The following is a 25,575-nucleotide window of genomic DNA, read 5'->3' as shown; positions in this document are numbered from 1 at the left end:
AATGGAATGAAGCTGTATGAACGGTTATAATACCTAAGTGCATAAGAAATCTCTAAAAACTTCAGGGATGTGGAAAATTTAATGGTGAATAATTCAGCATATACACTTTATTTACGTGAGGATTGGAAAAAACTAAGCGATTTCACCGCTATCCAATTATCAGAAGAAGAACTTATGGAAGTCCAAAGTATTAATGAAAAAATCTCCAGCGAAGATGTTAACGAAGTCTATCTTCCTCTGTCCAATTTACTAAATCTGCAACTTCTATCTGCTCATAAATTTAATGAGTCTATAAATCACTTTCTAAACAATGATCTAAAAAAAGGTCCATTTATCATAGGTATCGCGGGAAGTGTCGCTGTTGGTAAAAGCACTACGGCCAGACTCCTACAAAAACTCCTCTCACAATTACCTTCCCATCCAAAAGTGGATTTAGTTACGACTGATGGTTTTCTACATCCCAACGCAGAGCTGGAAAAGCGCGGTATAATGACGAAAAAGGGCTTTCCTGAAAGCTACGACACGCGTAGTTTAATTTCTTTTTTAACGGATGTGAAGTCTGGGGTGCCGCGGGTCCAAAGCCCTGTATACTCTCACTTAACTTATGATATTGTGCCAGATGAATATATTACGATTGAGAATCCGGATATTCTAATTGTTGAGGGCTTAAATGTTCTTCAGACTGCGATTACAAATAATCATAATATGCCTAACTATTTTGTATCTGATTTCTTTGATTTTTCTATTTATGTGGATGCTGATGTGAACGATATCGAGACATGGTACATTGATCGGTTTATTAAGCTCAGAGATACTGCCTTCCAAGATGAACAATCTTATTTCAAAAAATATGCACAGCTGTCTCTAGAGGAATCTATTGAAATTTCAAAGCGGATCTGGAAAGAAATAAACTACGTTAATTTGCAGCAAAATATTCTGCCCACCCGAAATCGTGCGGATCTTATAATGCATAAGGACAACAATCATCACGTAGATCAAATTAAGCTGCGAAAATAAAGATTGAAGTCCTTAGCCGACCAAGTTGCTGAGATTCAGCACTTGGTTTTTTGGTGTTCACATGAAATTGGGTGAATATTCTGGGTTTAATGTCTCTGTCCTCTGATCAAGGCGAACGTATACTGTGGTACATTCGTACACAAACGTGAAGAGAGGATAAATCAAATGATCGATATCGCCTTGGCTTTTCAAGATAAGGATGGGAAATATGCTGAACATGCCGGAGTCGTTCTAGCGTCAATTTTTCATCATACGAGTTCCCCAATTCATATTCATATTTTACATGATGTTTCTTTAAGTGAAACTAATAAGCGCAGGCTTAGCGCATTAACTACAAAACATAATCATACCCTTAGCTTTTATTCAATCACTATGCCTGATGATCTAACTCAGGTGCTAGCCAATGTTAACTCCATTAATGTATGGACGCAGGCATGTATGTATCGATTGCTTCTTCCTGCACTAATACCCGTGGACAAAATCATCTATCTGGACTGCGATGTATTAGTGAATATGGACATTACTGAATTATGGCAGGTTGAACTGAATGACAAGTATTTGGCTGCAATTTGGGACCAGGGAATTAGAGAGGTTGCTCATATTGTGAGCGCTAAGGGATTAAATCCTGATCTTTATTTTAATTCCGGAGTGATTTTATTTTCTTTGCATAATATCCGCCAGAATACCAACTGGTACGAAGAAATGCTAACCTTCCTACGTACCTTTCCTGATGTCACCATGCCAGATCAGGATGTTCTGAATGCAGTTTTTGGTGGGAATTACCTCCCCCTTGATATCCGTTTTAATTCGTTCAACACAAACATTCCGGACCATGATTTCACTAACAAAATCATCCATTTTGCCGGAGATGATAAATGCTGGAATAAAGATTCCGCGGGTTCATCCCTATATCAGCAATTCCTAAAGCTAACCCCTTGGAGAATCACCAGAGCCAAAATCAGACGAAGAAAACGGAAAAGCAGCCCTTTAAAACCACACCTCACCCGAAAAAGAAACAAGCAGAAAATAAAAATTGTTCAGTTGAACTTAACCCCTATTCTTTTAGCCGATTTAAAACAAATTAGACCGATTAGACCGATTAGACCGATTAGAAAAAGCCCCATTTGATATGGGGCGGCATTTCTTTAGTTCACTTTCGTAAAAAACCATTTCTGAGCATCACTCCCGTTATCCGTCCACTGCTGAACTGCTGCACCATCGGCTGTTGATGCTCCGGATACATCCATGGCTAATCCGCTCACTTTTGAAATAAGCTTATAATAGCCCCCTCCAACATCAATAATGCTCCATCGCTGAGCGTTGGTACCATTGTCATCCCATTGCTGCAGCTGTACACCGCTCGCGGTTGATGAGTTCGGCACATCCAACACTTTTCCACTATGCACTGCCGTAAGCTTGTAATAACCGTCGCCTGTACTCTCCACTTTAAATTTCTGATTATTGGCAGTGTAATTGGTCCATTGCTGCATTTTCGCCCCGCTTGCTGTGGATACATCCACTACGTCCAGAACCTTGCCACTAGCCTTGTCAGCTAAAGTGTAAATCCCACCACTAACGATGCTTGAGGTAGGCGCAGCCTGATACACACGTACGTAATCAACCAGCATTTGAGCTGGGAAAGCAGTTGAAGCATTTGGACTTCCCGGCCAATTTCCACCCACGGCAAGGTTTAGCAGGATGAAGAAAGGTTTCTGGAACTCCTCCGTATTTCCGGTTCCGTTCTCAATATAAAAAGCATTAAATGGGTTGCCGTCTACAAACCATCTTATATAATTCGCATCCCATTCCACGCTGTACACATGGTACTGTGAGAAATCGAGGTTACCAGACACCTGACCGTACTCGGCATGCCCATTGGCATCCCAATGTACCGTCCCGTTAACAAAAGCATTATTGTTCACACGCTCCATAATGTCCGTTTCCCCAGATTTCGGCCAACCCACTGAATCAATATTCGCCCCAAGCATCCAAAATGCTGGCCAGAGTCCCTGTCCTGAAGGCAATTTGATTCTAGCTTCGATTTTTCCGTAGGTGAAGCTTTTGAGTCCCTGTGTTTTGATCCGTGCAGAGGTATAATTCATCCCCCCGTACGACTCCTTTTGTGCAGTAATCACTAAATTCCCACCCGTTACCTGCAGGTTCTGCGGACGACTGGTATAATACTGAAGCTCATTGTTTCCCCACCCCCCGCTACCCGTACCTATTTCCGCCGACCAATTATTAGTGTTCAGAGAATTCCCATCAAATTCATCGCTCCATGCCAGATTCCAGCTTGATGCCGCGCTTGAACTCCCTGTAGGTACCCAAGCAATTAAGAGGGTGAACAGCAGAAATAGACTTAACATTTTTCCTTTTCGTAACATCGTCTTTTCCTCCTACTGATTTCATTGCGCGGCGCGCTCGCACATTTGAAACCGGTTTCGAATAATGGATAAAACAAAACGTTATCCCATAAACAGCTATAACAGCCAGAGTCAGGTTAACGCCTCGCTTCATTTGATGTGTACGTCTTTTCTAAACGCAATATGCCAACATTTCGATTAAAGGGACCATTTTCCATAGTTCTGCATGCTTAATGTCCAGGTTTTCTCTGCGTATTTTACCGTCGCCATACTCTCTGAGAGCGTCCATGCAATACCAGCATACTGATCCTTATGATGGTCAAGGAATGATTTCCAATGTTGTCCCCCGTCTATCGTTATATATAACAATGTATGTTCATTTTCAGCGGGCCGAGTAATTAAGATTCCTTGATCCTTCGTAAGAAAGAGGGGAGGATAAGCATAGATTTGCGAGTTTACTAACTCATCCGGCACTGTGACAGTCTGTTCACTCCAGGTAACTCCACCATCCATTGTTTTATATAAACCAACCTTTCCCTGCCAAGGCGCATTCGTTGTAATCCAGCCTTCTTTTTCGTTAACAAAAGTAATTCCCGATTTCACCCCGCTAGGAAGAGTACTTCCTGCTTGTAAGCTATCCCCAATCTCCTTCCAAGTCTCTCCCCCATCACTAGTTGTATAAAGCTCCATATCTTCACGTGACATTCCTTGAAAAGGATAGACTGCTTTCCAACCTATATTTTTGTTGAGGAACACAGTATCTTCTCTGCGGTTATCTGAAGGATCAGGAGAAGGAGAAGTTTCCTGATTAGAGGTTGGATGAGGAATTGGAGTGGAATTGGAACAACCAGATGCTATCACTGCAGCAATTAGTAGTATTGAAACTAGATATTTCATCTTGTTACCACGCCTTCGTTTATTTTTCTAAAAAAGTATAGTGGTACTGTACATATAGCTTGGTCCGCAAACGTATTCCTTAAATGAAATTTAATCCTAAACTATCTGAAAAGTATTGACAGTTTCTTTATATAATCCAGCAACACCAAGGCCTATCGGACCGAGGAGACGTTATTGGTTCATTTTCAAGAGAATTCTTCTGTTAACGGACTGAGATGCAACTATTTGGCTAATCCTCCTACTTTTATAGGCAATAAACAGACAATAAGTGCTATACGGTCCGCGAGTTCGGTAAATGGAGCTAAAAAGCAAAGATAAGCGCTATACTGAAGCTAGAATAAAAAGTGGACAGTAGTTAACAGACTGGCGATAATGAGTCCACGGAGGTGTGTTCACATGGGAGAACATCGACAACGGTATAACGAAGAATTTAAAAAACAGACAGTACAGTTCATTCAAGAGCAAACAAAGACAGTGGGCGACTTGGCGGAAGAGCTTAACATCCCAAAAAGTACCCTGCATCAATGGATGAGCCAGTATCGAGAACTAAAGAATGAACCGGCAGCTAGCGTGGATCGAGTACGGGAACTCGAGGCACAGTTGAAAGAAATGAGCCGTCAACTTCAAGAAAAAGATAACAAGATTGCCGATGTGGAAGAGGAATTAGCGATCGTAAAAAAAGCAGTGCACATCTTCAGCAAACCAAGGAACTGAGATTCCAGTTTATTGAAAAACATCGCTCCGAGTTTCTCTTGGAGAAGATGTGCATGACCCTACATGTGTCACGGAGCGGGTACTACAAGTGGCGGACAGAAAAAACCAGTACGCATATGCTTCGTAAGGCTGCGATAATGAAGCGAATTCAGTATCATTTTGCAGACCATCAAAAGCGGTATGGGAGTCCGAAGATCACCCGCCTGTTACATCAAGAAGGTTATACCGTTACCGAACGCACGGTGAGTGTGTACATGCGACATATGAAGCTTCGCTCCATTGTCTCCAAAACGTATCGGGTACAGACCACTGACTCCAATCATGACCATCCGATTGCCCCGAATACGCTGAACCAGCAATTTAAAATACGCAAACCCAATTCAGTATGGGTTACCGACATTACGTACATTCCTTGCCGGGGAGGGCGCTTGTACCTGGCTAGTGTGATGGACCTTTGCACGCGCGAAATCGTGGGGTGGCGTTTGGAGAACCATATGGAAACTAGCTTGATTTCGGGCGCTTTACAAGATGCTTACGAAGCTAAACAACCGGAAAAGGGTCTATTACATCACTCCGATAGAGGTTCTCAATATACTTCTCATGAATACACGAAGCAGTTGAAAGCGTATGGCATGGAGTCCAGCATGAGCCGCAGAGGTAACTGTTATGATAACGCCTGTATCGAGTCGTGGCACAGCATTTTGAAAAAGGAGCTCATTTATTGTAATCCGCGATTCAAAACTAAGGAGCAAGCCTACCAGACACTTTTTCAATATATTGAGTTTTACTATAACCGCAAGCGAATGCATGGCGCGCTGGGGTATCTTTCTCCAGTTCGTTTTGCTGAGCAATTGACTAGAATGTCTGTTGCGTGACTGTCCACTTTCTTGACAGAGGTCCATACAGTCCGTAGATGATGTGAACGAAACCTTCAAGCAGCAGGTTATCAGCTTAAAGCTATCAGCTCAAAGTAAATATGAATGAATTCATCAAGCAAGGATCTACTCTTTGAATGTCAAAAGAAAAAGAAACGGCATTTCTGCCGTTTCTTTGGGTTATGGATGGTCAGGGCTCAGAGCCTGTTTTACTCCAATCCATGTTCTTTGCGGATGTTATACATGCCTTGAACAAGCAGTTCGGATGGATCCCGGTTCAATTGCAAATGAGTCAGCAACAGATGAAGCGGGAATGCGCATACGTTATTCCCATCGGTGATCGCTGGAAATCCAGCCTCGAAGACTGGTCCCAATTTCTCGTTCCAAGCTAGCCCGACATGCACTTTTTCTGGAGCAAATTCTTGGGTAATTTCCTTAATACAAAGCGGAACTAACACATTGTCAATGATCCCTTTTGCTTCTTCTTCACTTGCTGGTGGTTTTGGAAGTGTTTTGCCTCCCTCAATTTTCATCAGCTCAACGAAGAATGAGGCCATCCATGCTGCCGGATCCTTACCCGACTGGAATCTTGCAATTAACTCGCGCAGAAAAAATCCGCAGGAATACACCTGATCTAATTCAGTTTTCACGTGAAAAACAAAAACAGGGCCGTAGGCTTCCATGTTCAATACTTGTCCTTCAACATCTTTAAAGTGTACTCTCAATGCTACAAGGCCGTTATGGTGAACAGCCTTTAGCAGCTGCGCCATATCCTCTTCAGACATTTCTGTATTATCATTTACTTCCTCATTCTCATTTGTTATTTCATTTTCATTAGTCGTCTCATTGTTCATTTTATAATTCCCTCCCATACCTATCATACCATCTAGCGAATTGAAGGAACACTTTATAATAGAACAATTTCTACCAGATTGCAGAGAAAACAAAAAAAACGGCAGCTTTGCCGTTTCTCTGTTCGTCTCGCTGGAGCTTAAAAGCTAGATCATATCCCTTACTTTCTTCACTATTTTTCCAGTTAATTGATTAATATCGCCCTCATTTAACTTATAAGCTGAGGTATCTTTACGTGCAGGCTTGTGATCTGCTGATATCAGATCTGCGATATGCTGCTCGATGAATACAACAGGGTCTGCTCTAGTTCTTTTTCTGAGCTCCCCTGGCACCTTCGGATTTGGACCGTCAGCTCCACCATTGATTGAAAGATAACCATACTTTTGCGGATTTTTCTTCAAGTACTTTAAATAGGCACGGAGCGGTGTGGCCACTTTCCCCATCCAAACCGGTCCAAAAAATAGGATAATATCATATTTTCCTATTTGCTCAGGCTTCGGTTGAACCAACGGTATCCTGTCAAAAATCATATCAAAGGTAATCCTACCGAGTGTTCGGGGTTTAGCTTCCGAGATTCGTATATATTCAGCCGACAATGCTTTCGCCACACTCCTTGCTAATGCTTCATTATTACCTGTGAATGAATACGAAATGACTGCAATGTTCATATAAATTCTCCTTAAAATGAATTATTTCGTCTCCGCTTGCAGTAGGGCATTTTCGAGTGCCTTAAGATGTGTTTTAGAGGTAAGCGTTGCCCCGCTGATAACGTCCACCTGAAGAGACTGCGATTCAATCACATGACCAAACAAATCACCAATGCTTAGCCCACCCTTCAGTTCAGCAGGGTTCCCTGTTTTGTCCAAGGCACCTTTGAGTATTTTGATATCTGACAGCCGTCCAGCAGATATTGTGGCCTTCACCTTGGTATCTCTGGAATGATCTTTGATGCCAATGTATTCCCCCACATAGCTGCCCTCCCGCAGTTTCTGTATATCTATGGCGTTGATAGTAAGCTGCTGAACTTCATGCCTTCCCGGAGCAGATAAGAGAATACCACCTATCCAACCTATGACTGTAATCCCGCATAGAATGCTGAGAACAATAATCCATTTATTGAATTTTCGCTTTTTTCCTCTTCTCTTACTCACCTGCTTGCCTCCTTCCTTTTGCTTTAAAATTTGAATGAATATTTAATAATTCATTCATTTCACTAAAAAAAAACTGCACCATAAGTGTATTAGGGGCAGTCTGTCAAACCCTTCATAATTAGTTCCAGCATATTGTCCAAAAGTTGTGGAAAATACTCCAGCCCGATTTCTTCCTTGTGGGTTTCCACATTAATCATTGCGCCGAAGATCATCATAATCATTTTACTATCCATATCGCTGCGCATTTTACCATCGGCTTGCCACTGCTTAATGATTTCATGGAAGCTATCATACAAGAAGTCGTTTACCTGAATGTTGGTTTCTTCCCGGTACAGCTGTTCGATTTTTGCGAAAACACTTTTGTTATACCATTCCTTAAGAATGGGGTTGGCTATCATACCTTCCAAATTAAGCACCATCATCTGCCGTATTAGTGCTAATGGGCTTTGGCTCATATCGAGCGATTGCATACAGCTTTTTTTGAGCTTTTCGTTTTCCTCTAAAAAAATATCCATAAAAAGCTTTTCCTTGGAGGGATAATAGTTGTAAAAACTTCCTACAGCTATTCCAGCCATTGTGGTAATGCCAGAAACATTCGTGTCTTTAAAGCCTTTATTGCTAAATAGCTCTTTCGCACATTCGTATATCTTTGTTTTTTTGTCTTCCACTTTTCGTCTCTCCGTGAATGAATAATTATTTTTTCATTCATATCATAGTGTTAACAGCATAATATGTCAATGCACAAATAGATCACCAAAAGCATCAACATCCTTAGCCGAACCAATGCCGCTGTTATATTCCACCCAGCCCTTACGCCCCTCATCATCATTGTCATTGACCAATAACGAAAATTTCAGCTTCATTCCTGGCTTCACCTGTACATCGTCGGATTTTAGTTCACGCCAGGGAATGGCTAGTTCGTAGCTGGTTTTTGAATCTTTACGTTCCACGGCATACTGTAATTCTATAGCATCACCCAAATTAAACCCCTTTGGTGCCAACCAGCACCATTTGAGTAATTCGCCCGTATCTCCGCGAGCCACACCGAGTTCATGGTACTCAGAAGGCACCGTTCCATCCCCGTTGGCAATGCCAATTCCAATCTGGATGCTGTCCCCACTCCAGATGGCATCTCCTGATGCTGACTGTGCATGATAATCATCGATAACTTCTACCCCAAGGTAAAGATTGTCGGCATCCCATGCTAAGGAACCCTTGGCGCTGAGATCCTGCTCTCCTTGCCAGCCCATGATTTTGACATCCTTCACATCAAAGGGAGCTTGATTCCCCCAGTCCGACAAGTTGCCATCGATTTGGACAGGCGGACTGAGTTTCGGCAACAGAAGCACGTTAAAAGAATCAACTGTCGATTGCAATAAGGTACCTATATCATTAAAAACTTTAAGCGACCGCTGGCCTTTTGCCAGCTCAGGAATCTCAAGACGAACGCTCTTACCCGGCTCCAGATTTTCCACAGTCGAAGCATAAGTACCTCGGGTAGATCGTTCCGTCTCATAATCAGCTTCCACTGAACCGCTGAAATTGCTTGTAGACTGATTGGTAACATCCATATGGGTTTTTATCTCTTTGGCAGACTCCTCATAAAAAGTCTCGTAATACACTGCCAGCGGGTCGATTACGTTGATATTCATAGTGAAGCTTGATGCCGCTGTAGGCTCTGCACCCCGAGAGACGAACAGCGAATCGTTTCCGCGCACCAAGCTTTCCGGAACCTGTATCCACAGCGAACCTTCTTCTTCTCCACTAAGCAGCCATCCCTCTGGCAAATCGATATTAAGCGGCTCCTTCGATGCGCTGCGATAAGCTTCAGGCAGCTTAATATCAAAAGCAGAACCAGAAGCAACCGTGATCCCCGAATTTTCCGGAAGACTCGCAAGGTCCGAACTGTTCATGACATTCCACAGAAAATGTGCTGTCGTCTCCATAATTTCATCGATGTATTTTTCATTTTTATAATCATGTCCGACTCCCTCCAGCGTGAGCAGATTATGATAAATACCTTTCTCTTTCAATTGAGCGGCTAGGTCAACACTTTGCTGGTACGGCACCATTTTATCTATCGTTCCATGAATAATTAGGACAGGCGGCAGCTTGCTGTCAGCACTTCTTGTCAGTTCACCACCATAAATATCTATAATGGAAAATACAGACTTAACTAGGGAGGGATCTTTTGCTAAGGATAGATTCACAAAGTTCATGGCCAGATGACCTCCTGCTGAATCTCCGCCAATAACTATACGTTCCTTGTTCAATCCATAAGTCTCCGCATGCTCATTAATCCATTTGATCACGTTTATATCCTCATTCGCATCGTTAAGTGTGCGAGTGAAATTGAAAAACGGATCTTTTTTTAGCCTATAATCAATAGTGAGAACAGCATACCCCCGTTTCGCCAGGCCTTCGGAAAAATCTGCTGCATCAGACTTATCCCCTCCGGTATAACCTCCGCCATGAATAAAAATAAATACTGGCCTCTGCTTGGTTTCATCTCCAATGGGCTGGTACAAATCGAGCTTCAGCGGTTCTTCAGCATCCGTCTCGTTTTTCTTACTTGCATACAAAATATCGTGTTTCACTGTAACTTTATATGCGGGATCCAAGTACTGCACCGGAGTTTCTCTGTTATTTACAGTAACGTTAGCCATTGTTGTGTTAGTATCAACAGTACTCGTAGGCAGCACTTCCTGCACTTGCTTCTCCGAGGCGCTGTTATTTTCCCGGTGATTCAGCAGCAACCATGAACCTAATACAATAAACAGAATAAGAACAACATAAATAGGCCTTCGCTTCATTAGGACAACCTCCCAGAATGATTTTGAAACCAAAAAAGTAACGTGATGCCAATAACCTCATTCTAGAATTCAAGATAGCGTTTAACAATTATGTATTCCTTCGTGAATTAGGTTTAATATTACGTACTTATAATAAAAAAAGAGGACATCCATAGGTTGGAGTGCCCTCTTATTGCGCAAGAATTAGAAAAACTCTGTATATTCATTCTAATCTTTGCCAAAATGCTTAATTACAACATTATTAAAAATCGCGGTGCCACCTTCAGAAAACAAGGTAATGCCTTGATCATTTATTTCCGGGAAGATTTCATTAGAAAATACAATTTCACCATCATCTATAAAAACTTCAATACTTGTTCTATCCACAAGGATCTTCAGATGCACTTTTTTCTTGTTCACATCAAAGGGGGCCTTGCTTTCAAGATATCTGTCACTCTCATCAGGTTGTCCAGTGAAGGCTCTATTAACATAAGAATATTGTCCTTCAACAAACACTCCTACGTCCACGTGGCGCGTCTTATCTGCGGATTCACGAAGTCTTAAGCCTACATTGGTAATCTCTGACCAAGATAGATCTGCATCGAGCTGGTAATTTTCGCCTGTGATATCAAGTGTTGACGAGCCGTTCACTTTTATTTGTTGCAAGGAATCCGTTGAAGTTACCATTTGATCTAATGCTTCGATGGGCTGTGATACTAACTGATACGACTGCTCTTCATCTCGTGTTAATTTTATTTGACGCACGATTGAATCCATTCCGTTAAAACCTTCGTTAAGATTGGGGGTAACATGAGGGTAATCCCAATTATTCATCCAGGCCAAAGCATATCGATGATTGTATTGATCCTTGTCCTTTCCTTCTTCAAAAGTTACAGCACCATACCAATCAAATCCATAATCTAGCCACTGTGGTTCATGATTATCCGCGATAAATTCATTCTCATTAAAATCTCCAGTCCAGTAGGCATACGTGTTAGGTTTACCTATCGACTTACCATTTGCACTGACCCCAAGAACCCATTTATAAGTGCCATCATTCGCCCGCATCATATAGAAGTCAGGACACTCTACAATTCCGATATTTTCTGTTTCGAAGCCGCTTGTGTAGTGCCAATCTTTTAAATTGTCAGACTCGTAAAAGCCCACTTTCGTACCTTCGGCTAGCGTCATCACCCATTTATGAGAATGTTGATCCCATATTACCTTCGGGTCTCTGAAATCTTCTGTGCCCGGATTTGGCAAAATAGGATCATCACTATAAGATTTAAACGTCAGCCCACGATCCGTACTGAACCATAAATATTGTTCTTGCTTCCCCCCCTCTGCAGAGGGCTGTGTTAAAATCGCCACAATAGCCCCTTCGCCAAAACCTGCTGTATTGCTATCGTCAACAACAACAGATCCTGACCAGGGATCACCATTGGGTGTTGTATATTTTGGAATCGCAACGCCTTCATCTGTCCAGCTCACCAAATCCGTTGATGTGGCATGTCTCCATTCTGTACCATTTCCATCCGGGTAATCAGCATTATAGAGATAATAGTAATGATATTTACCATCAAAATAAATGGGTTTTTGCGGATCGTTTTTCCAATGCTCAGGTACAGTGAAATGATAGCTAGCCCGAGTGGTAGGTTTATGATCAGGAACGTCGGTCCCCGGCTTCTTCTTCTCTCCAGCGTCATAAGTTACTAATACTATCGTCACAAAACAAATTAAACAAAGGATTAATATAGTGATTCCTATCATTTTTTTCTTATTCAAAATATACCTCGCTTTTTTCACATTGCTAATCTCAGCTTATAAAAAGAAAAGTAAACGCCAACTACATTGGCATTTACTTTGTAAATGATTAATACGGTTTGTTACCTTTAAGCGTCAATTGCCCTTGTTCCAAAATGCTGTTCGGTACAACTGAAGTCTTGGAGCCTTTAATATTCAGCACAAAGCTTGGGGCAAAAGTGGAATGATGATCCCCAAAGTAACCTCTATTCGTCATGTAACTTGTGATGACTACATTATTCCCTTTCGCTTGCGGAATCGCAAAGTGAGCATAAGTCCAGGTAATATCATAAGGATTAAGATCTTGATGGAGGACAAGTCCTGTACCATTTAATGGTTTATACGGTCCGGTTAAAGAATTAGATACGTACCCGAGCATATAGATGTCTTCATCATCAATGCCATCAATGAACATTTTAGAACCTCTTGAGCTTGTGAACAGATACCACTTGCCATTCAATTTAAATATGTTCGCACGTTCAATTTCATCTGTCACGGTGTTGGAGGCAAGTAGCGGCTTCATTTCTTTTTTGAATGTATAATCATTATTTAATTCAATGATACCGAGCGCACCATTCGCGGTTTCCGCAGATGTTTTGTCAGCACTGCTAAGTAATTTCTTTTTCTCCGCTTGGAAGAAGGCATTGCTATTACCATAATAAGCTTTGTTAAAAAGAGAGTCTTCACCCTGGTAACCCGTAGTTGTCCCTGTATTTGCTTCAAATACAAGATACTTGTGGCCTTTATCCTCCACATAGTGAGGATCTCTTAAGGTATGATTATCGTCGTAATCGCCTTTGCTAAAACCGGTGATATCAACACTTTGATAAATTTCACCTTGATTACCGTCATAGATGGATTTCATATCTTCTACGCCATCAATCTTAAGGGTATCCCCATCCGGGGCAGAGACATTAATTTGAGCTGTAGTTAAAGTTTGTTTCCCGTAAAATCCGCGATCTGGATCCCAAGGATGACGATTAGTGTAAAACAAGCGAACTTTGCCATCAGATGTCATGGTTGCTGAACCGGACCATTCTTCGGCTTGATTGTTTAAAACATAATCATCAGGAACAAGTTTGTCACTATCCTTAAACACTCTGCCGGCATTCTTCCAGCTGCTGATAGAGTTGTCTCCTTCTTTCTTATAGAACAAATAAATAAATGTGTCTGATCCATTATTAGGGTCGCCCGCCAGACCAAAAACAATTTGATACCCCTTATAACTGGCTACAGTTCCATCTGCATTTTGCAGCGGCCAAGTATCCCAAACATCCATTTCAATTTTGTTTCCATTCTCATCGAACTTAATGGCTGCAGGAATGTTCTCAATCGTTGAAGCATCAAATTTTGGGACTTGGAATTGTTTACTATTTTGTTGTTTGGGTAATTTCAACATGTCAGCGCGAGTGATATGAGAGAAACCATAGTCATTGTACTCCGGCTTGTTCGGCTTGTTATTTCCTTTCGCAAAGGTTTGAGTAGCTCCACCTAACATTAAAGCAGCTGTAAAGGTTAGGATTGTTGTTTGTTTAATCATTTTCTTGAAATTCATCATCTAACTCCTCTTATACTTTAAATTTGGGTTTCGATCTTCCTTTGTGCTGTTCCCCTTTTAAATTCTAATGAAGAGTAGACGTTATGAGTATGTCGTAAATTGATGCATTTACAGGGTTATATTGATTTGGTTTTATTACTTCACATGGGTATCCCACGATTTTTGAAGTTCTTGAAGCAATTGATCCCGATTAATTTGCTCTCCTACATAAGCTCGCATAAGATAGCCAAACTCCTCTCTTGCTCTGGGAGGGAATTTGAACCAATTCCAAGATAAAGTTTTCTGTTCATCGACGTATCGCATAAGATCTTTTACAAGCGCTCCCGAACGGTCCGTCTCTATATTTTTAAAAGCTGAAATAAAATGAAAGCGATCCTTCATGAACTTTTTCCCTGTTTCCGAGGAAACCATCCAGTTCAAAAACTTTTTGGCTTCCTTCTTCTTTTCTGGCGAAGATTCTTTATTAACAGCCCAATTATTAGATACCCCTACTGGCAACGCATTGTTTTCGGCACTATCATTAATAGGCATGGGTAAAAAACCGATATTCATATTCGGCGATATTTGATCAATTTTAGACTGAACCCAATTCCCTTGTTTTAGAATCGCCGTTCTCCCTGTTGCAAATAACTCAACTTCCGAATTATAATCTGTTGTCAAAAAATTTTCGTTACCATATTGTACGGTCAAATCCAGCATCCGAATGACATCTTTAACTTCCTTATTCGCTCGAAAAGATTGTGTTCCGTTGTTTAACCCTTGAATAAAAGCATCCGGGTCCTCCTGTTGTGCAATAGCAATATTCAACAGGAGTACAAAAAACCAATGATCGGAATACCCAACAGAAAAAGGAGTCACACCTATAGCCTTCAGCTTTTTCGCCGCCTCTTTTAATTCCGTAAACGTTGTTGGGAGAGGAGTAATCCCAGCCTTTGCGAATAAATCCTTATTATAAATAAAACCGTAGCCTTCAAAATTGATCGGCATCCCGTATATTTTCCCGTCCATCTTCATCGGTTCTAGCGCCTCGTCATAAGCCTGTTCCACCCAAGGTTGATCTGATAAATCCTCAAGATATCTACTCCATGCCTTCGCTTCTTCATAACCGCCATTTGGAAAAATATCCGGACCAACATTGGCCGCAAACCTCGCCTTTAGCTCATCAAGGTAGTTAGCTCCCCCGCCAAAGGTTAGAATTTCTACGTTAATATTCGGGTTTTCCTTTTCATATTCCTTAACCATCTGCTCGAATTCTATAGAGATTTCCACTTTAGGATTCAGTACCTCCAATGTGACTGCCTTATCCGCTACCTTCAAATCTGCTTCCTTCAGTGGACGTGTATGCGCACCACATGAAGAAAGCGTTAGCGTAATCAACCCCACGATAATCATTTGAACCCTTTTTATTTTCATAATTCCCCCAGATGCATTCAACAATGAACTTATGTACTGGCTATCCTGACTTCCGCGTCTATTTCTCTTGCTCCCTGTGAATTACGATATTCAGCAGGCGTCATACCGACGTTTTTTTTGAACAGCTTAGAGAAATAAATCTCATCTTGATACCCTAGCTTTAAGGCAATCGAGTACATCTTTTCATCCGATTCTAGTAACCACTGTTTCGCTTGATTTATTCGTAAATGAATGACGTAGTTAGTAAGAGTCCTCCCTACTTCTTGCTTAAATCTCCGCGAGATATGTTCTCGGCTCAGAAAAAAACGGGTGGATAATTTGTCCAAACTTAGCTCTTCCATATAATGCTCATCAACAAATGCGACAATATCATTCATACGCCTAACATCATCTAAATCCGCCAAACGATGGATTGCTCTAAAATTTTGTTCAGCCATAGACCTTTGTACAGATTGAAAAGATAACGATATCTCTGCGAGCGATTGGATGGAGGGGCCACTAACCAAACGAACAGGTATATCAAAATGCTGGGTAATCCATTCCTCTATCGGGAAAAGCTGTCCATGAAGGGACAGAATCACACAGACATTAGGATCATTTTGAAGCGTAAATGCATTTCCCCACTCCCGTGTAGCCAGCTCTTCGGTCAAAAGCTGAATGTATGGCTCCGAATAATGAGATTGGTAAAAATACATCATGGTGAAGTCGTATACTTCTGCCTGTGGGAGAGCCGAGGCAATTTCGCCTGCATCAAAAGCTTCACCGTTACAAGCAGCAGTAATCTCCCTGTTTAAGCGAAACATTTTTACCTCTTCATAAAATCCGGACTCCATATTGCGACGTTCTCCCTCTTCTTGTTCCCAGGCTCTCAACGCCCCTTCTAAAGTTTCATTCAGCATTTTCTCTTCAATTGGCTTCATCAAATAATCAAAGCATCCCAGCTTAAACGCTTTACGCATGAAACAATAATCGTCAAACCCTGAAATCATAATCACTTTTCCCGGATAGTCTTTAGCAGCCAACCACTCGATTAACTCCATCCCGCTATTTTTGGGCATTTTGACATCTGTCATTATGATTTCTGGAGATTTCTGCTCAATCAACGCCTTAGCCTCGAGACCATTTCTGGCTTCCAGCACTTCGGTAATCCCGTATTGTTCCCACCGTCCCAAAAAACGGATGATTTTTCTAACATTAGACTCATCATCTACAATAAGAGCTTTCATAAACGTTACTTCTCCTTTAGGTAGAGTGGAATTACTAGCCGTACAGTGAACCCTTGTCCCTGCATCGAATCTAGTTTGATTCCCGCTGTCTGATCGAAATGAAGAACCAAGCGATCATGAATGTTTTTTAACCCGATATGCGCAAAAGAAGGAATGCCTTCGTTAACCGGTGTGTAGAGATTATTTTTTAATGCCTCAAGTTCATCATCCGTCACGCTGTTTCCGTTATTTTCTACGACTAGATTCAAATAATCACCTTGTATTTCACCATAAATATGGATGTAAGCTTGTTCATAGCCCTCGTCATAACAGTGCTTAAAAAAGTTCTCAACGAGCGGCTGCAAGATCATACTAGGAACCGGAATATCAAGAATATCTTTAGGTACATCAATGGAATAGCTAAAATCAGTCTGAAAACGTTCCGCTTGAAGATTCAAATAAGCCTGGACATAATCCACTTCGCTTTGAACCGTCGCCTTCTGATCCACACGAATCGAGTACCGCATCATTTTGGATAAAGAGGTAATCAGTTGATATACTTTTGGAGATTCAGAGAGTAGGGCAACAGCAGCAATGGATTGTAAAGAATTAAATAAAAAGTGCGGATTGATTTGCGACTTTAGCGCCCTATGCTGATTTTTCCTGTTCTCTATCTCAAGCTTATACTCCCGGTCAATATGACGGTTGATCCGATTCATCATCTCCTTGATATGTCTTTCTAGAATACCGATTTCGTCCTCCCGCATATCGTCGAATGGGGCATTCATATTCCTCCCCTCGATACGCTGGACTTTTTGACTAAGCAGTTTTATCGGCCGTGTAAATCCATAAGAAATGATTGTTATCATTATCAAGCCCAGTCCACCTACAACCACACCTACGATGATGTTTGTATAGGCAGTTTTCCTTACATCTTCAAATAAAAAAGAGCTCGGGGTTACCTTAGCAAAATGCCACTCTTTTATCGGTTCCTGCAATGTTCTAGTAAACACAATATCTCCTTCTGGAGATTTAGTATCTGCCTGTATCGGACTTATTTTCCTTTGCAGTTCATCGGGAATGGTTTTGCCTATCCATGTTTCATCACTTGCGTAAATGACATGATTCTCCGCATCGGAAAGCCATACGCTCTCTTTATTTTTCTGTAGAAAATGATTAGCGATATGAGCAATCTTGTCCAAATCAATATCTATAGTGATGACGCCCAGAAATTCCTGTGTTAGGACATCCACAATTTTGTGATGAACCGTCAAGACCATCGTTTTATCCGAAGGAGGCATAATGGAGGTATCGTTATAGTTCTCAATCGGATGCGGAGCTTCAATAAGATCATTGCTATTAGAGCTCATCAGCTTATGAATGGAAGCTTGCTGTAATAAATCCGGATTCCTTTTACGGGAACTTAACATGGCATTATAAACTGTAAATGAGCTTTTCCCTTCGTTTATGAATAGACGGACCTGACGAATTTCACTCCTCATGAGATAGAAGTTAGTCATACCCTTATTAATTTCAAGCTGCTTGTAATAAAAATCTTCTTCTAACCCTTCTTCAAACACCCTGAATAAGTCTGGATTTCGGTATAAAATATATGGAAGATTAATGATTTCATCAAAATATTGCTCTAGATCGGCTGACGCCTGCTGAATTTGCTCTTGGCTGTTCTCAAGTTTATGTCGTTCCACATTCTCTTTCGTCTGCCGATAGATCAACAACACGGATAAAAAATACGGTAGAATTATAAACACAAGCAGCAAGAATAATAAGCGCTTATGAATGCTTTTCAAATAAATACTCCTCTGTAAAAATTTCGGTTTTCAGCAAAAAATCTAATATCAGGTTTTATATTTTCACAAATATCCAACACAAAATCAAAATACTTGTTGCTGAGCAACAAGTATTTTTGCCGGATCAATATGACAAACGCCAGTCGTTTATTACCCAAATTATATCCATATGAAACAACCGTAAAGAAATTCCCGCAAATTAATCAGCTATTTGAAAATTGAAATAATTACCTGCACAATGGGTTTCCAAAGATGTGGATATTCTTGCTGAATTAACTTTCTTACCTCCTCCCCCTTGATGTCGTTGAAATTATTATCTTGAGTAATAAAGGTATAAGCACCTTTTACGGTATCCCCTATAGCTATATGCCCGCTTGCATACCCACCCATTGCAATATGGGAAGCGATAGAGAGACCACCCAAGGAGAACATACCTACAGCTAAACCTCCAACAGCAAATATCCCCAATGCTATTCCACCAACGGCCATTGTACCCGCCGCAATGCCCCCAACGGCTAACAAAAGCCCTAGAGCCAGACCTGCAAAACTGATGAGTCCTAGAGCAAGCGCACCTAAACATAATCCGCCCAAAGCAACAATACCAATGGATACCGCACCAATCGCAACATTACCTATGGCAATAACCCCTTTGGCAACATATAGCCCCCGTCCGATATGGATATGAACCAGTGGAATTCCAAAGCATGTTCTCTTACTTTTGTACTCATAATGAAATAAGGAATTCAGATCTACATATACGGGGCTTGCGACATGCTCTGCTCTGGTATCGCTTGAAGCATCCTTCACCAGATGATCCAAACTTACGTGAAATAATTCACTTAAACTAATCATCTTATCCATTTCGGGATAGGATTGACCTGATTCCCACTTAGACACGGCTTGCCGCGAAACACCAATCACCTCCGCCAAGTTCTCCTGGGACATTCCTCTCTGTTTCCTATAGCTTTGCAATTTATTTGCAAAGTCCATTCGCCATCACCTCATGCTCATCATATTATAACGTTCTGTAATTGACTACCTATCTCCCCTTACATACTGTCAACCACTGGTTGCACAGCTGATTTTGCGGGCTTTTATCCTCATTAAATGTTCTTGATTCCCCATTCTCCCTGTTTCCGTGCAAGATGATAGCGTATAATATACGATATAGAATATTCATCAGAGGAGACTATAAAACCATGAAATTGAGTATGAATTGGATTACGCTTCGGGTCCGCGATCTGGAGGCTTCCCTTCATTTTTATAACCGGATACTGGGGCTACCCATTGAGCGGAGATTTGAGAGCAGTGGAAAACAGATCGTCATGTTAGGTCTGGAGGGGCAACCCAAGATCGAGCTTATTCAGGGAAGTGACCCGGCTTTGAAGCCGGAATGTGGCGTTTCTGTGGGTTTCGAAGTGGAGTCACTTGATGAAGCGATGGAGAGTTTAAAAAGCCAAGGTATCCCAGTAGCGCGCGGACCAATCGCACCCAATCCCCACCTGCGGTTCTTTTATATCCTGGACCCGGACGGGTTTGAGGTGCAGTTAGCGGAGCATAACTAACGTTTATCAAGCGTTATTACCTCAAAAAGAAATAGACCGCCCTAACCAAAGGTAGCGGTCTATTCTGCCGTAAGCCTAACCCCCACTCTTAAAGCAAGGATTTATTCAACAGCTTTAGTTGATCTTTTTTCAGTGAAAAAGTAAACCAAAGCCAATAGCGGCAGGATCACTCCGATGAGTGAGGCGAAGGTCCATCCCCCATAGGCATAAGCCCAACCACCCAAAGATGATCCAACGGCTCCACCCACGAAGAAAATCGCCATAAAGATCCCATTAAGACGTCCCCTCGCTTCACTTCCCAATGAATAAATCACACGCTGTCCGAGTACAAGATTTCCGGATACGGCCATATCCAATGTAATCGCGGAAATAAAGAGCAGGATGAGAGCAAAAGTTGAGTGGCTATGGAAAAGATGAATTAGTAAAAAAGACAAGGTGGCAATGATCATGGCCAGCCCGGTTAACCATTTGCTCCAACCTTTATCTGCCAGTCTTCCAGCAATCGGCGCGGCTACAGCCCCACCAACACCTACTAAAGCAAACCATGCGATACCTTGCTGCGACATTCCAAAATCATCCGCCAACCGCAACGGAACCACCGTCCAAAAGAGACTAAAAGCTCCAAATAAACAAGCTTGATATAAGGCACGTCGGCGCAATATAGGCGTTTGTTTTAAAAGGGTGCCTAAAGAGACAATTAATTTACTATAGCTTACCGAAGGTGCAGGTTTACGTTCAGGAAGAAATCGCGACAGCAGAATGGCTAACAACGTGATGACGACCGCTGAAAAAATAAAAACGGCTTGCCATCCCCAGATGCTGGTGATAAAGCTTGCCACGGGCCGGGCAAACATAATACCAAGTAAGAGTCCACTCATAACATTACCAACCACACGCCCACGCTGCTCTTCAGACGCTAAATAGGTGGCATAAGGCACCAGGATTTGAGCTACCACAGAACCGGTTCCTATAAACAAAGATGCTGTCAGGAACAAAGGCGCATTAGCTGCGAAAGCTGCAACCAGCAATGCACCCACTGCAACCATTAACGTGATTATCGTGAGACGCCGATTCTCAACAATGTCACTCAGCGGCACGATAAATAACAAACCTACAACATAACCGATTTGAGTTAAAGTGACGATCAAGCCTGCGGCTGTAGAAGAAAGTCCTGTCGAGACACTGATAGGTCCGACAAGGGTTTGAGCATAATAAAGATTGGCCACGATAAGCCCGCATGCCGCTGCTAACATAAACATCATCCAACTTGAAATGTGGTTCTCTTTCGCCGCTTGTTCTTTTTGCATGTGAATCCTCCTCAGATGGTCATAATAATTTAAATACTATACGTTCAGTTCACTAATTCATGTTTAAATAATATACTGAACGTATCGTTTTGTAAATAGGCGATGGTCATTTATTTTCCCGGATTTTTTTAGTATACTGAACGTATAGTTTATATTTTGACTGGAGACAGATTAACGAAAGGGTGATTTCAGATGGAGAGTAAACGAGGACGTCCGCGTAATGTTGAGACGGAGAAGTCTATTCTTTCCGCTTCCTATGATTTGTTATTGGAAAATGGTTTTGGAGCAGTTACGGTGGAAAAAATAGCGGATCGTGCCAAGGTCAGCAAAGCTACGATATATAAATGGTGGCCTAACAAGGCTGCCGTGGTGATTGATGGATTCCTATCCTCCGCTGCGGACAGACTGCCCGTACCTGACACAGGTTCAGTATTCGATGATATTCTCATGCATGCAACGAACTTATCCCGGTTCCTGATTAGTCGAGAGGGTAAAATCATTACGGAGATCATTGGCGAAGGACAGATGGATTCAGGCTTGGCGGAAGCTTATCGGACCCGATATTTCCAGCCTCGTCGGCTTGAGGCACGGCTGCTTATGGAACGAGGTGTTCAGCGCGGGGAATTGAAGGATAATCTCGATATTGAAGTTGTTACCGATCTTATTTACGGGCCGATATTCTACCGCTTGCTGGTGACCGGCCAACCCATAGACGATGCTTATGTGCAGCAGTTGGTGAGATACGCTTTTGAAGGAATACGGTAACTAACGGTAACTGTAAAATAGACCGCCCTCTCTCACAAGGGATCGGTCTATTTCTGATCGTAGTACTAAAAAATGTCGGACTGGCGGAAGGTTGAGATACAACGGACCGAGGTGCTCTTATTTTCTCATTATGAGGCGTTTTCCCAAGCTATCGGACTCCTACGCACTTATCTAGTCTTTTCAAAGCAAAATACTGCTACTGATGAGGGAATAAGTGCGATACGGTCCGATCACTCGACTAATTTCATTAAATAAAGAAAATAAGAGCTATACAGTCCGCAGGATCATGAATGGGTGATTCGAACGGACATGAGGTTAGTTTCACTAATTAAATCAGTTTCCAAAGAAACCTTTCTGCTGCAAAATGTCTCGCGTATCGTTCCATAATTTATTTTCCATTACCCTATCTCCTCCCGGTTGGACGGGTACAATGGGATTGCCTGTCCCAACGTTAAAATATCCCCCACTGCTCTCTTGATACTTAGGATCGCTCATTAAACGAATAATGATCTCCGCTCCTTTACGAGGATCGCCAATACGAAAGAAATTCAATAAGCGCTTAAGCATCGAAGAAAACCAAAGTTCACGCCCGAGACCTGTAACGTTAAAACCCGGATTCAATGCATGAACACTGATTCCCGTTCCCGCCCAGCGGCGTGCAAGCTCACTGGTAAACATAATGTTTAACAGTTTGGTTTTCCCATAAATCTCAGAAGATCCTCTGGAAGTAAAAGAAGCTGTATTGAGCAAATCTTCTGGCAACTTTAGCACTCCATGCCGGCGTGAAGCTTCCGAAGCAACATTTATAATTTTTGCATTTCCTGCTGCTCTCAAAGAACGTTCTAAGGTTTGCGTCAATAACCATGGTGCAAAATAGTTCACAGCCATCATTTCTGAGAATCCATCGGCAGTTATCCGCTGTTCAAACCCATGAAGCCCTGCGTTATTTATTAACACGTCTATCTTCGGAAAAACACTAGATATTTCTTGTCCTAACCTAGTGACATCCCTCATTGAAGATAAATCTCCGTAGAAAAAACTAATTTCGGCTGCTGGTACGCTCTCCTTTATCATTTTTTCAGTTACTTCCGAACGGGTTTTACTCCTTACAGTCAGAACAAGATGGGCACCCTGCTTTGCCATTTCAAGTGCAACGAGTTGTCCCAAACCGCTTGTAGCTCCAGTAATTACAATAATCGGCTTTGTCATCATCTACATTCTCCTTTATATAAGGAATTCATAAGGGCCAATTTCATTTTGACAGCGTATTGTCCAAAACATATAATTGATATATATCAACTATATATTGATGATTGACATATGTCAACTAAATAGATGTATGATAACTTTAAAATACAAGGTTAGGTGGTTAAAACAATGAATGCCGAACGTAAAGACACGTTGAGAGGACAATTAGAATTGAAGCTAGGTGGACAAATTAGTGCTCTCATTAGCGCTTCGCATGCCCTAAATGTCAGAACTGCTGCCGCTTTCGATTCATCTATACAGCCTGCTGCTTTCCATATAGTCCGTTGGCTGTACTCTTATGGACCAACAAGCGCCTCTGTGTTGGCAGAATCAACGGCTATGGATCGTAGTTCAGTCAGCCGTCTCATCAAGCAACTCGAGAATTTGGGTTATGTTAGAAGAGAAGACTCTCCTAATGATCGTCGAGCGATCCTTCTTACTCTCACTGATCTTGGACGACAAAAAACCTTTGACGCGTTACAGGATAAGGAGTTCATATTTTATGAGCGCATAGCCCAATGGGATAATCAACAGCTTGAAACCTTTATCCAAATGCTTCAGGAGTTTAATGGATTTAATGATAATTAATAAATGGGAACAAAAAAAGAAACAGCATCTTGCTGTTTCTTTAGATATGGATTGTCTGTAATTGAAGTCAGCAATTGTCACTGATGTTCATGTTCGGCATGTTCATTATTGCACTGCTCAACTACCTCAAAAAGAAATAGACCGCCCTCTCGCAAAGGAATGCGGTCTATTTCCTGACTAAACTTCCGAAGCCGCCGCCCTTAAAAGCGGCTATTGCACTGGGAGTCGTGTTTCCGCACGACTCTCTTTGCATTGTACGTTTTATCTACCCAAACTATACCACGATCAAAACCAAATAAAAAGTCACTCTTCCCCAAACAACAAAAAAACGGCATTTCTGCCGTTTTTTTAGGATGGACTCTCAGGGGCTCGAACCCTGGACAAATAGATTAAGAGTCTACTGCTCTACCAACTGAGCTAAGAGTCCATATGATGTTTGGTGGAGCCAAGGGGGATCGAACCCCTGACCTCATCGCTGCCAGCGATGCGCTCTCCCAGCTGAGCTATGGCCCCAAACTGAAATTTCAGATGTATGTAATCACACATTTTTTAATTTTAGTTTGGTCGTAATTGAGTTGTTCCGATAAACTCAAGCGTCGTAGGCGACTTCTATATAATATAAAAAATCGCCCTCTATGTCAACACTTTTTTTAAAATTCATTTTTCCACTCAAATTCCCCGCTCAAAACTCAGAGGAAACAAACCAGTACAAGCACTCCTAACAGACCCTAGGATTGGCTGTAACGCCCTAACTGGACAAAACCCTATAATCCCTCTAATTCTCCCGTACTCTTGGACAGCAGCCCTTTGAGTTCCTTCATGAACATATTAATATCCTTGAACTGGCGATATACGGACGCAAAACGAACGTAAGCCACTTCATCTACTGGGTAGAGCTGCTCCATCACGAATTCACCAATCTGTTGGCTTTCCACTTCCGCAACGGCGATGCCGCGCAGAGATTTCTCAACCTCGGACACGATCTTTTCTAGACGTTCCACAGAAACCGGCCGTTTCTCACAAGCACGGATGAGACCGCGGAGTATTTTATCACGACTGAATTCCTCACGGCTGCCGTCTTTTTTAATTACAATGAGTGGCGTTTCTTCAATCATTTCAAAAGTAGTGAAACGTTTGCTGCAACGCTCACATTCACGCCTACGACGGATTGACTTATTTTCATTCGCTGGTCGCGAGTCCAGCACTTTAGTATTTGTGTGATCACAGTAAGGGCATTTCATAAGCTTCATCACTTCCTATTACATAATGGTATGGGTCCCGGCACGTTATAAATCCGGCTTTTGAACGGCTTTTTTATTATTTCCAGAAATCACCGTTTTTTTCTTGTAATGATAATGGCAAGTCCGGCACATAATACAGTTACCAACAGAGGAGGTGAACAGCAATGAGCCAAAGCAACAACTCCAATAACCTTGTAGCTCCAAATTCCCGCGGTGCCTTGGAACAACTTAAATACGAAGTTGCCCAAGAACTAGGAATCACGCTTTCCCCAGATGGTTACCAAGGCAATAAAACTTCTTATGAAAATGGTTCGATCGGTGGTTACATCACTAAACGTCTTGTAACCCTGGCAGAACAACAACTGGCAGGTCAATACAAATAACCTGACCAACATAAGCTTTTTGAAGAAGTA

General features: G+C 41.9%; 25 protein-coding genes and 2 tRNA genes. 9 read left to right on the top strand and 18 right to left on the bottom strand.

The window, feature by feature from the left end:
• Positions 1–81: 81 nt before the first annotated feature.
• Together coaA and MHB56_RS23880 are read left to right on the top strand one after the other, a co-directional pair.
• The gene (gene coaA / locus MHB56_RS23885) at positions 82–1,017 is read left to right on the top strand and encodes a type I pantothenate kinase (RefSeq protein WP_076124954.1); all 936 of its coding nucleotides are present in this window, start codon (positions 82–84) and stop codon (positions 1,015–1,017) included.
• A gap of 165 nt (positions 1,018–1,182) precedes the next feature.
• Positions 1,183–2,145, top strand: coding sequence for a glycosyltransferase family 8 protein (locus tag MHB56_RS23880; protein WP_076309836.1), 963 nt, complete (start codon positions 1,183–1,185; stop codon positions 2,143–2,145).
• Positions 2,146–2,162: 17 nt separating this feature from the next.
• Here MHB56_RS23880 and MHB56_RS23875 read toward each other — a convergent pair whose 3' ends face one another.
• Entirely contained in the window at positions 2,163–3,401 is a 1,239-nt protein-coding gene (locus MHB56_RS23875; RefSeq protein ID WP_036679228.1) for an RICIN domain-containing protein, read from the bottom strand.
• Positions 3,402–3,578: 177 nt separating this feature from the next.
• A complete protein-coding gene (locus tag MHB56_RS23870; protein WP_076124951.1) occupies positions 3,579–4,277 on the bottom strand; it encodes a WD40/YVTN/BNR-like repeat-containing protein in 699 nt (232 codons plus the stop codon).
• A 396-nt stretch (positions 4,278–4,673) separates the two neighbouring features.
• Here MHB56_RS23870 and MHB56_RS23865 point away from each other — a divergent pair, with 396 nt between their 5' ends.
• Positions 4,674–4,991 carry a transposase gene (locus tag MHB56_RS23865; protein ID WP_036683594.1) on the top strand — a complete coding sequence of 106 codons (318 nt, stop codon included), beginning with the start codon at positions 4,674–4,676 and terminating at the stop codon, positions 4,989–4,991.
• Entirely contained in the window at positions 4,940–5,866 is a 927-nt protein-coding gene (locus MHB56_RS23860; RefSeq protein ID WP_143765044.1) for an IS3 family transposase, read from the top strand. Before MHB56_RS23865 ends, MHB56_RS23860 begins: the two co-directional genes overlap by 52 nt.
• Positions 5,867–6,075: 209 nt before the next feature.
• On the opposite strand, the gene MHB56_RS23855 is transcribed toward MHB56_RS23860, so the two are convergent.
• From MHB56_RS23855 to MHB56_RS23805, 11 genes are all read right to left on the bottom strand, one after another.
• Positions 6,076–6,720, bottom strand: coding sequence for a hypothetical protein (locus MHB56_RS23855; RefSeq protein WP_076301288.1), 645 nt, complete (start codon positions 6,718–6,720; stop codon positions 6,076–6,078).
• A gap of 144 nt (positions 6,721–6,864) precedes the next feature.
• Positions 6,865–7,386, bottom strand: coding sequence for a flavodoxin family protein (locus tag MHB56_RS23850; protein ID WP_341144078.1), 522 nt, complete (start codon positions 7,384–7,386; stop codon positions 6,865–6,867).
• Positions 7,387–7,407: 21 nt separating this feature from the next.
• Positions 7,408–7,869, bottom strand: a complete 462-nt coding sequence (locus MHB56_RS23845) for an FMN-binding protein (protein ID WP_076133981.1) — start codon at positions 7,867–7,869, stop codon at positions 7,408–7,410.
• A gap of 89 nt (positions 7,870–7,958) precedes the next feature.
• Positions 7,959–8,537 carry a TetR/AcrR family transcriptional regulator gene (locus tag MHB56_RS23840; RefSeq protein WP_076124944.1) on the bottom strand — a complete coding sequence of 193 codons (579 nt, stop codon included), beginning with the start codon at positions 8,535–8,537 and terminating at the stop codon, positions 7,959–7,961.
• A gap of 66 nt (positions 8,538–8,603) precedes the next feature.
• A complete protein-coding gene (locus MHB56_RS23835) occupies positions 8,604–10,682 on the bottom strand; it encodes an alpha/beta hydrolase fold domain-containing protein (RefSeq protein ID WP_248549311.1) in 2,079 nt (692 codons plus the stop codon).
• Between the two features lie 207 nt (positions 10,683–10,889).
• Positions 10,890–12,446 (bottom strand): glycoside hydrolase family 32 protein, encoded by a 1,557-nt coding sequence (locus MHB56_RS23830; RefSeq protein ID WP_341144077.1) that lies wholly within the window; start codon positions 12,444–12,446, stop codon positions 10,890–10,892.
• Positions 12,447–12,534: 88 nt separating this feature from the next.
• Positions 12,535–14,019, bottom strand: a complete 1,485-nt coding sequence (locus MHB56_RS23825; protein ID WP_076219908.1) for a glycoside hydrolase family 68 protein — start codon at positions 14,017–14,019, stop codon at positions 12,535–12,537.
• 138 nt (positions 14,020–14,157) lie between these two features.
• On the bottom strand, positions 14,158–15,435 hold the full coding sequence (locus MHB56_RS23820; RefSeq protein WP_076301291.1) for an ABC transporter substrate-binding protein: 1,278 nt from the start codon (positions 15,433–15,435) through the stop codon (positions 14,158–14,160).
• A gap of 29 nt (positions 15,436–15,464) precedes the next feature.
• A complete protein-coding gene (locus MHB56_RS23815; protein ID WP_076301292.1) occupies positions 15,465–16,661 on the bottom strand; it encodes a response regulator transcription factor in 1,197 nt (398 codons plus the stop codon).
• A gap of 5 nt (positions 16,662–16,666) precedes the next feature.
• Positions 16,667–18,448: a cache domain-containing sensor histidine kinase gene (locus tag MHB56_RS23810; RefSeq protein WP_341144076.1), complete on the bottom strand. Its 1,782-nt coding sequence runs from the start codon at positions 18,446–18,448 to the stop codon at positions 16,667–16,669.
• Between the two features lie 207 nt (positions 18,449–18,655).
• Positions 18,656–19,438 (bottom strand): helix-turn-helix domain-containing protein, encoded by a 783-nt coding sequence (locus tag MHB56_RS23805; protein WP_076184293.1) that lies wholly within the window; start codon positions 19,436–19,438, stop codon positions 18,656–18,658.
• A gap of 209 nt (positions 19,439–19,647) precedes the next feature.
• On the opposite strand from MHB56_RS23805, the gene MHB56_RS23800 reads away from it, so the two are divergent.
• A complete protein-coding gene (locus MHB56_RS23800; RefSeq protein WP_051491055.1) occupies positions 19,648–20,013 on the top strand; it encodes a VOC family protein in 366 nt (121 codons plus the stop codon).
• Positions 20,014–20,114: 101 nt separating this feature from the next.
• Here the strand turns inward: MHB56_RS23800 and MHB56_RS23795 are convergent, their stop codons facing one another.
• Positions 20,115–21,320 carry an MFS transporter gene (locus MHB56_RS23795; RefSeq protein WP_076184292.1) on the bottom strand — a complete coding sequence of 402 codons (1,206 nt, stop codon included), beginning with the start codon at positions 21,318–21,320 and terminating at the stop codon, positions 20,115–20,117.
• A 192-nt stretch (positions 21,321–21,512) separates the two neighbouring features.
• Between MHB56_RS23795 and MHB56_RS23790 the strand changes: the two genes are divergently transcribed.
• The gene (locus MHB56_RS23790; protein WP_076301296.1) at positions 21,513–22,085 is read left to right on the top strand and encodes a TetR/AcrR family transcriptional regulator; all 573 of its coding nucleotides are present in this window, start codon (positions 21,513–21,515) and stop codon (positions 22,083–22,085) included.
• A 333-nt stretch (positions 22,086–22,418) separates the two neighbouring features.
• Here the strand turns inward: MHB56_RS23790 and MHB56_RS23785 are convergent, their stop codons facing one another.
• Positions 22,419–23,297 (bottom strand): SDR family NAD(P)-dependent oxidoreductase, encoded by an 879-nt coding sequence (locus tag MHB56_RS23785; protein WP_341144075.1) that lies wholly within the window; start codon positions 23,295–23,297, stop codon positions 22,419–22,421.
• Positions 23,298–23,462: 165 nt separating this feature from the next.
• Between MHB56_RS23785 and MHB56_RS23780 the strand changes: the two genes are divergently transcribed.
• Both MHB56_RS23780 and MHB56_RS29890 read left to right on the top strand, forming a co-directional pair.
• Positions 23,463–23,921, top strand: coding sequence for a MarR family winged helix-turn-helix transcriptional regulator (locus tag MHB56_RS23780; protein ID WP_076184289.1), 459 nt, complete (start codon positions 23,463–23,465; stop codon positions 23,919–23,921).
• Positions 23,922–23,995: 74 nt separating this feature from the next.
• Positions 23,996–24,061: a putative holin-like toxin gene (locus MHB56_RS29890; protein ID WP_367946865.1), complete on the top strand. Its 66-nt coding sequence runs from the start codon at positions 23,996–23,998 to the stop codon at positions 24,059–24,061.
• Between the two features lie 214 nt (positions 24,062–24,275).
• Here MHB56_RS29890 and MHB56_RS23775 read toward each other — a convergent pair.
• The 3 genes from MHB56_RS23775 to nrdR all read right to left on the bottom strand — a co-directional run bounded on the left by MHB56_RS23775 (position 24,276) and on the right by nrdR (position 25,162).
• Positions 24,276–24,348, bottom strand: a tRNA-Lys gene (locus MHB56_RS23775).
• A 10-nt stretch (positions 24,349–24,358) separates the two neighbouring features.
• A tRNA-Ala gene (locus MHB56_RS23770) sits at positions 24,359–24,434 on the bottom strand.
• A 251-nt stretch (positions 24,435–24,685) separates the two neighbouring features.
• Positions 24,686–25,162, bottom strand: coding sequence for a transcriptional regulator NrdR (nrdR, locus tag MHB56_RS23765; RefSeq protein WP_036678976.1), 477 nt, complete (start codon positions 25,160–25,162; stop codon positions 24,686–24,688).
• A 164-nt stretch (positions 25,163–25,326) separates the two neighbouring features.
• On the opposite strand from nrdR, the gene MHB56_RS23760 reads away from it, so the two are divergent.
• Positions 25,327–25,545, top strand: coding sequence for an alpha/beta-type small acid-soluble spore protein (locus tag MHB56_RS23760; protein ID WP_036678974.1), 219 nt, complete (start codon positions 25,327–25,329; stop codon positions 25,543–25,545).
• Positions 25,546–25,575 lie beyond the last annotated feature (30 nt).

It is taken from the genome of Paenibacillus sp. FSL H8-0315 (assembly GCF_038005365.1).
Classification (GTDB): domain Bacteria; phylum Bacillota; class Bacilli; order Paenibacillales; family Paenibacillaceae; genus Paenibacillus_AQ; species Paenibacillus_AQ odorifer.
Note: the sequence above shows the minus strand (reverse complement) of the source record. Positions and strands in the feature narration are given on the sequence as shown.

Excerpts from the sequence above, each read along its gene's own strand:
- coaA (WP_076124954.1), top strand. The coding sequence starts at position 82 with ATGGTGAATAATTCAGCATATACACTTTATTTACGTGAGGATTGGAAA.
- MHB56_RS23880 (WP_076309836.1), top strand. The coding sequence starts at position 1,183 with ATGATCGATATCGCCTTGGCTTTTCAAGATAAGGATGGGAAATATGCT.
- MHB56_RS23875 (WP_036679228.1), bottom strand. The coding sequence starts at position 3,401 with ATGTTACGAAAAGGAAAAATGTTAAGTCTATTTCTGCTGTTCACCCTC.
- MHB56_RS23870 (WP_076124951.1), bottom strand. The coding sequence starts at position 4,277 with ATGAAATATCTAGTTTCAATACTACTAATTGCTGCAGTGATAGCATCT.
- MHB56_RS23865 (WP_036683594.1), top strand. The coding sequence starts at position 4,674 with ATGGGAGAACATCGACAACGGTATAACGAAGAATTTAAAAAACAGACA.
- MHB56_RS23855 (WP_076301288.1), bottom strand. The coding sequence starts at position 6,720 with ATGAACAATGAGACGACTAATGAAAATGAAATAACAAATGAGAATGAG.
- MHB56_RS23850 (WP_341144078.1), bottom strand. The coding sequence starts at position 7,386 with ATGAACATTGCAGTCATTTCGTATTCATTCACAGGTAATAATGAAGCA.
- MHB56_RS23835 (WP_248549311.1), bottom strand. The coding sequence starts at position 10,682 with ATGAAGCGAAGGCCTATTTATGTTGTTCTTATTCTGTTTATTGTATTA.
- MHB56_RS23825 (WP_076219908.1), bottom strand. The coding sequence starts at position 14,019 with ATGAATTTCAAGAAAATGATTAAACAAACAACAATCCTAACCTTTACA.
- MHB56_RS23820 (WP_076301291.1), bottom strand. The coding sequence starts at position 15,435 with ATGAAAATAAAAAGGGTTCAAATGATTATCGTGGGGTTGATTACGCTA.
- MHB56_RS23815 (WP_076301292.1), bottom strand. The coding sequence starts at position 16,661 with ATGAAAGCTCTTATTGTAGATGATGAGTCTAATGTTAGAAAAATCATC.
- MHB56_RS23805 (WP_076184293.1), bottom strand. The coding sequence starts at position 19,438 with ATGGACTTTGCAAATAAATTGCAAAGCTATAGGAAACAGAGAGGAATG.
- MHB56_RS23800 (WP_051491055.1), top strand. The coding sequence starts at position 19,648 with ATGAAATTGAGTATGAATTGGATTACGCTTCGGGTCCGCGATCTGGAG.
- MHB56_RS23795 (WP_076184292.1), bottom strand. The coding sequence starts at position 21,320 with ATGCAAAAAGAACAAGCGGCGAAAGAGAACCACATTTCAAGTTGGATG.
- MHB56_RS23790 (WP_076301296.1), top strand. The coding sequence starts at position 21,513 with ATGGAGAGTAAACGAGGACGTCCGCGTAATGTTGAGACGGAGAAGTCT.
- MHB56_RS23785 (WP_341144075.1), bottom strand. The coding sequence starts at position 23,297 with ATGATGACAAAGCCGATTATTGTAATTACTGGAGCTACAAGCGGTTTG.
- MHB56_RS23780 (WP_076184289.1), top strand. The coding sequence starts at position 23,463 with ATGAATGCCGAACGTAAAGACACGTTGAGAGGACAATTAGAATTGAAG.
- nrdR (WP_036678976.1), bottom strand. The coding sequence starts at position 25,162 with ATGAAATGCCCTTACTGTGATCACACAAATACTAAAGTGCTGGACTCG.
- MHB56_RS23760 (WP_036678974.1), top strand. The coding sequence starts at position 25,327 with ATGAGCCAAAGCAACAACTCCAATAACCTTGTAGCTCCAAATTCCCGC.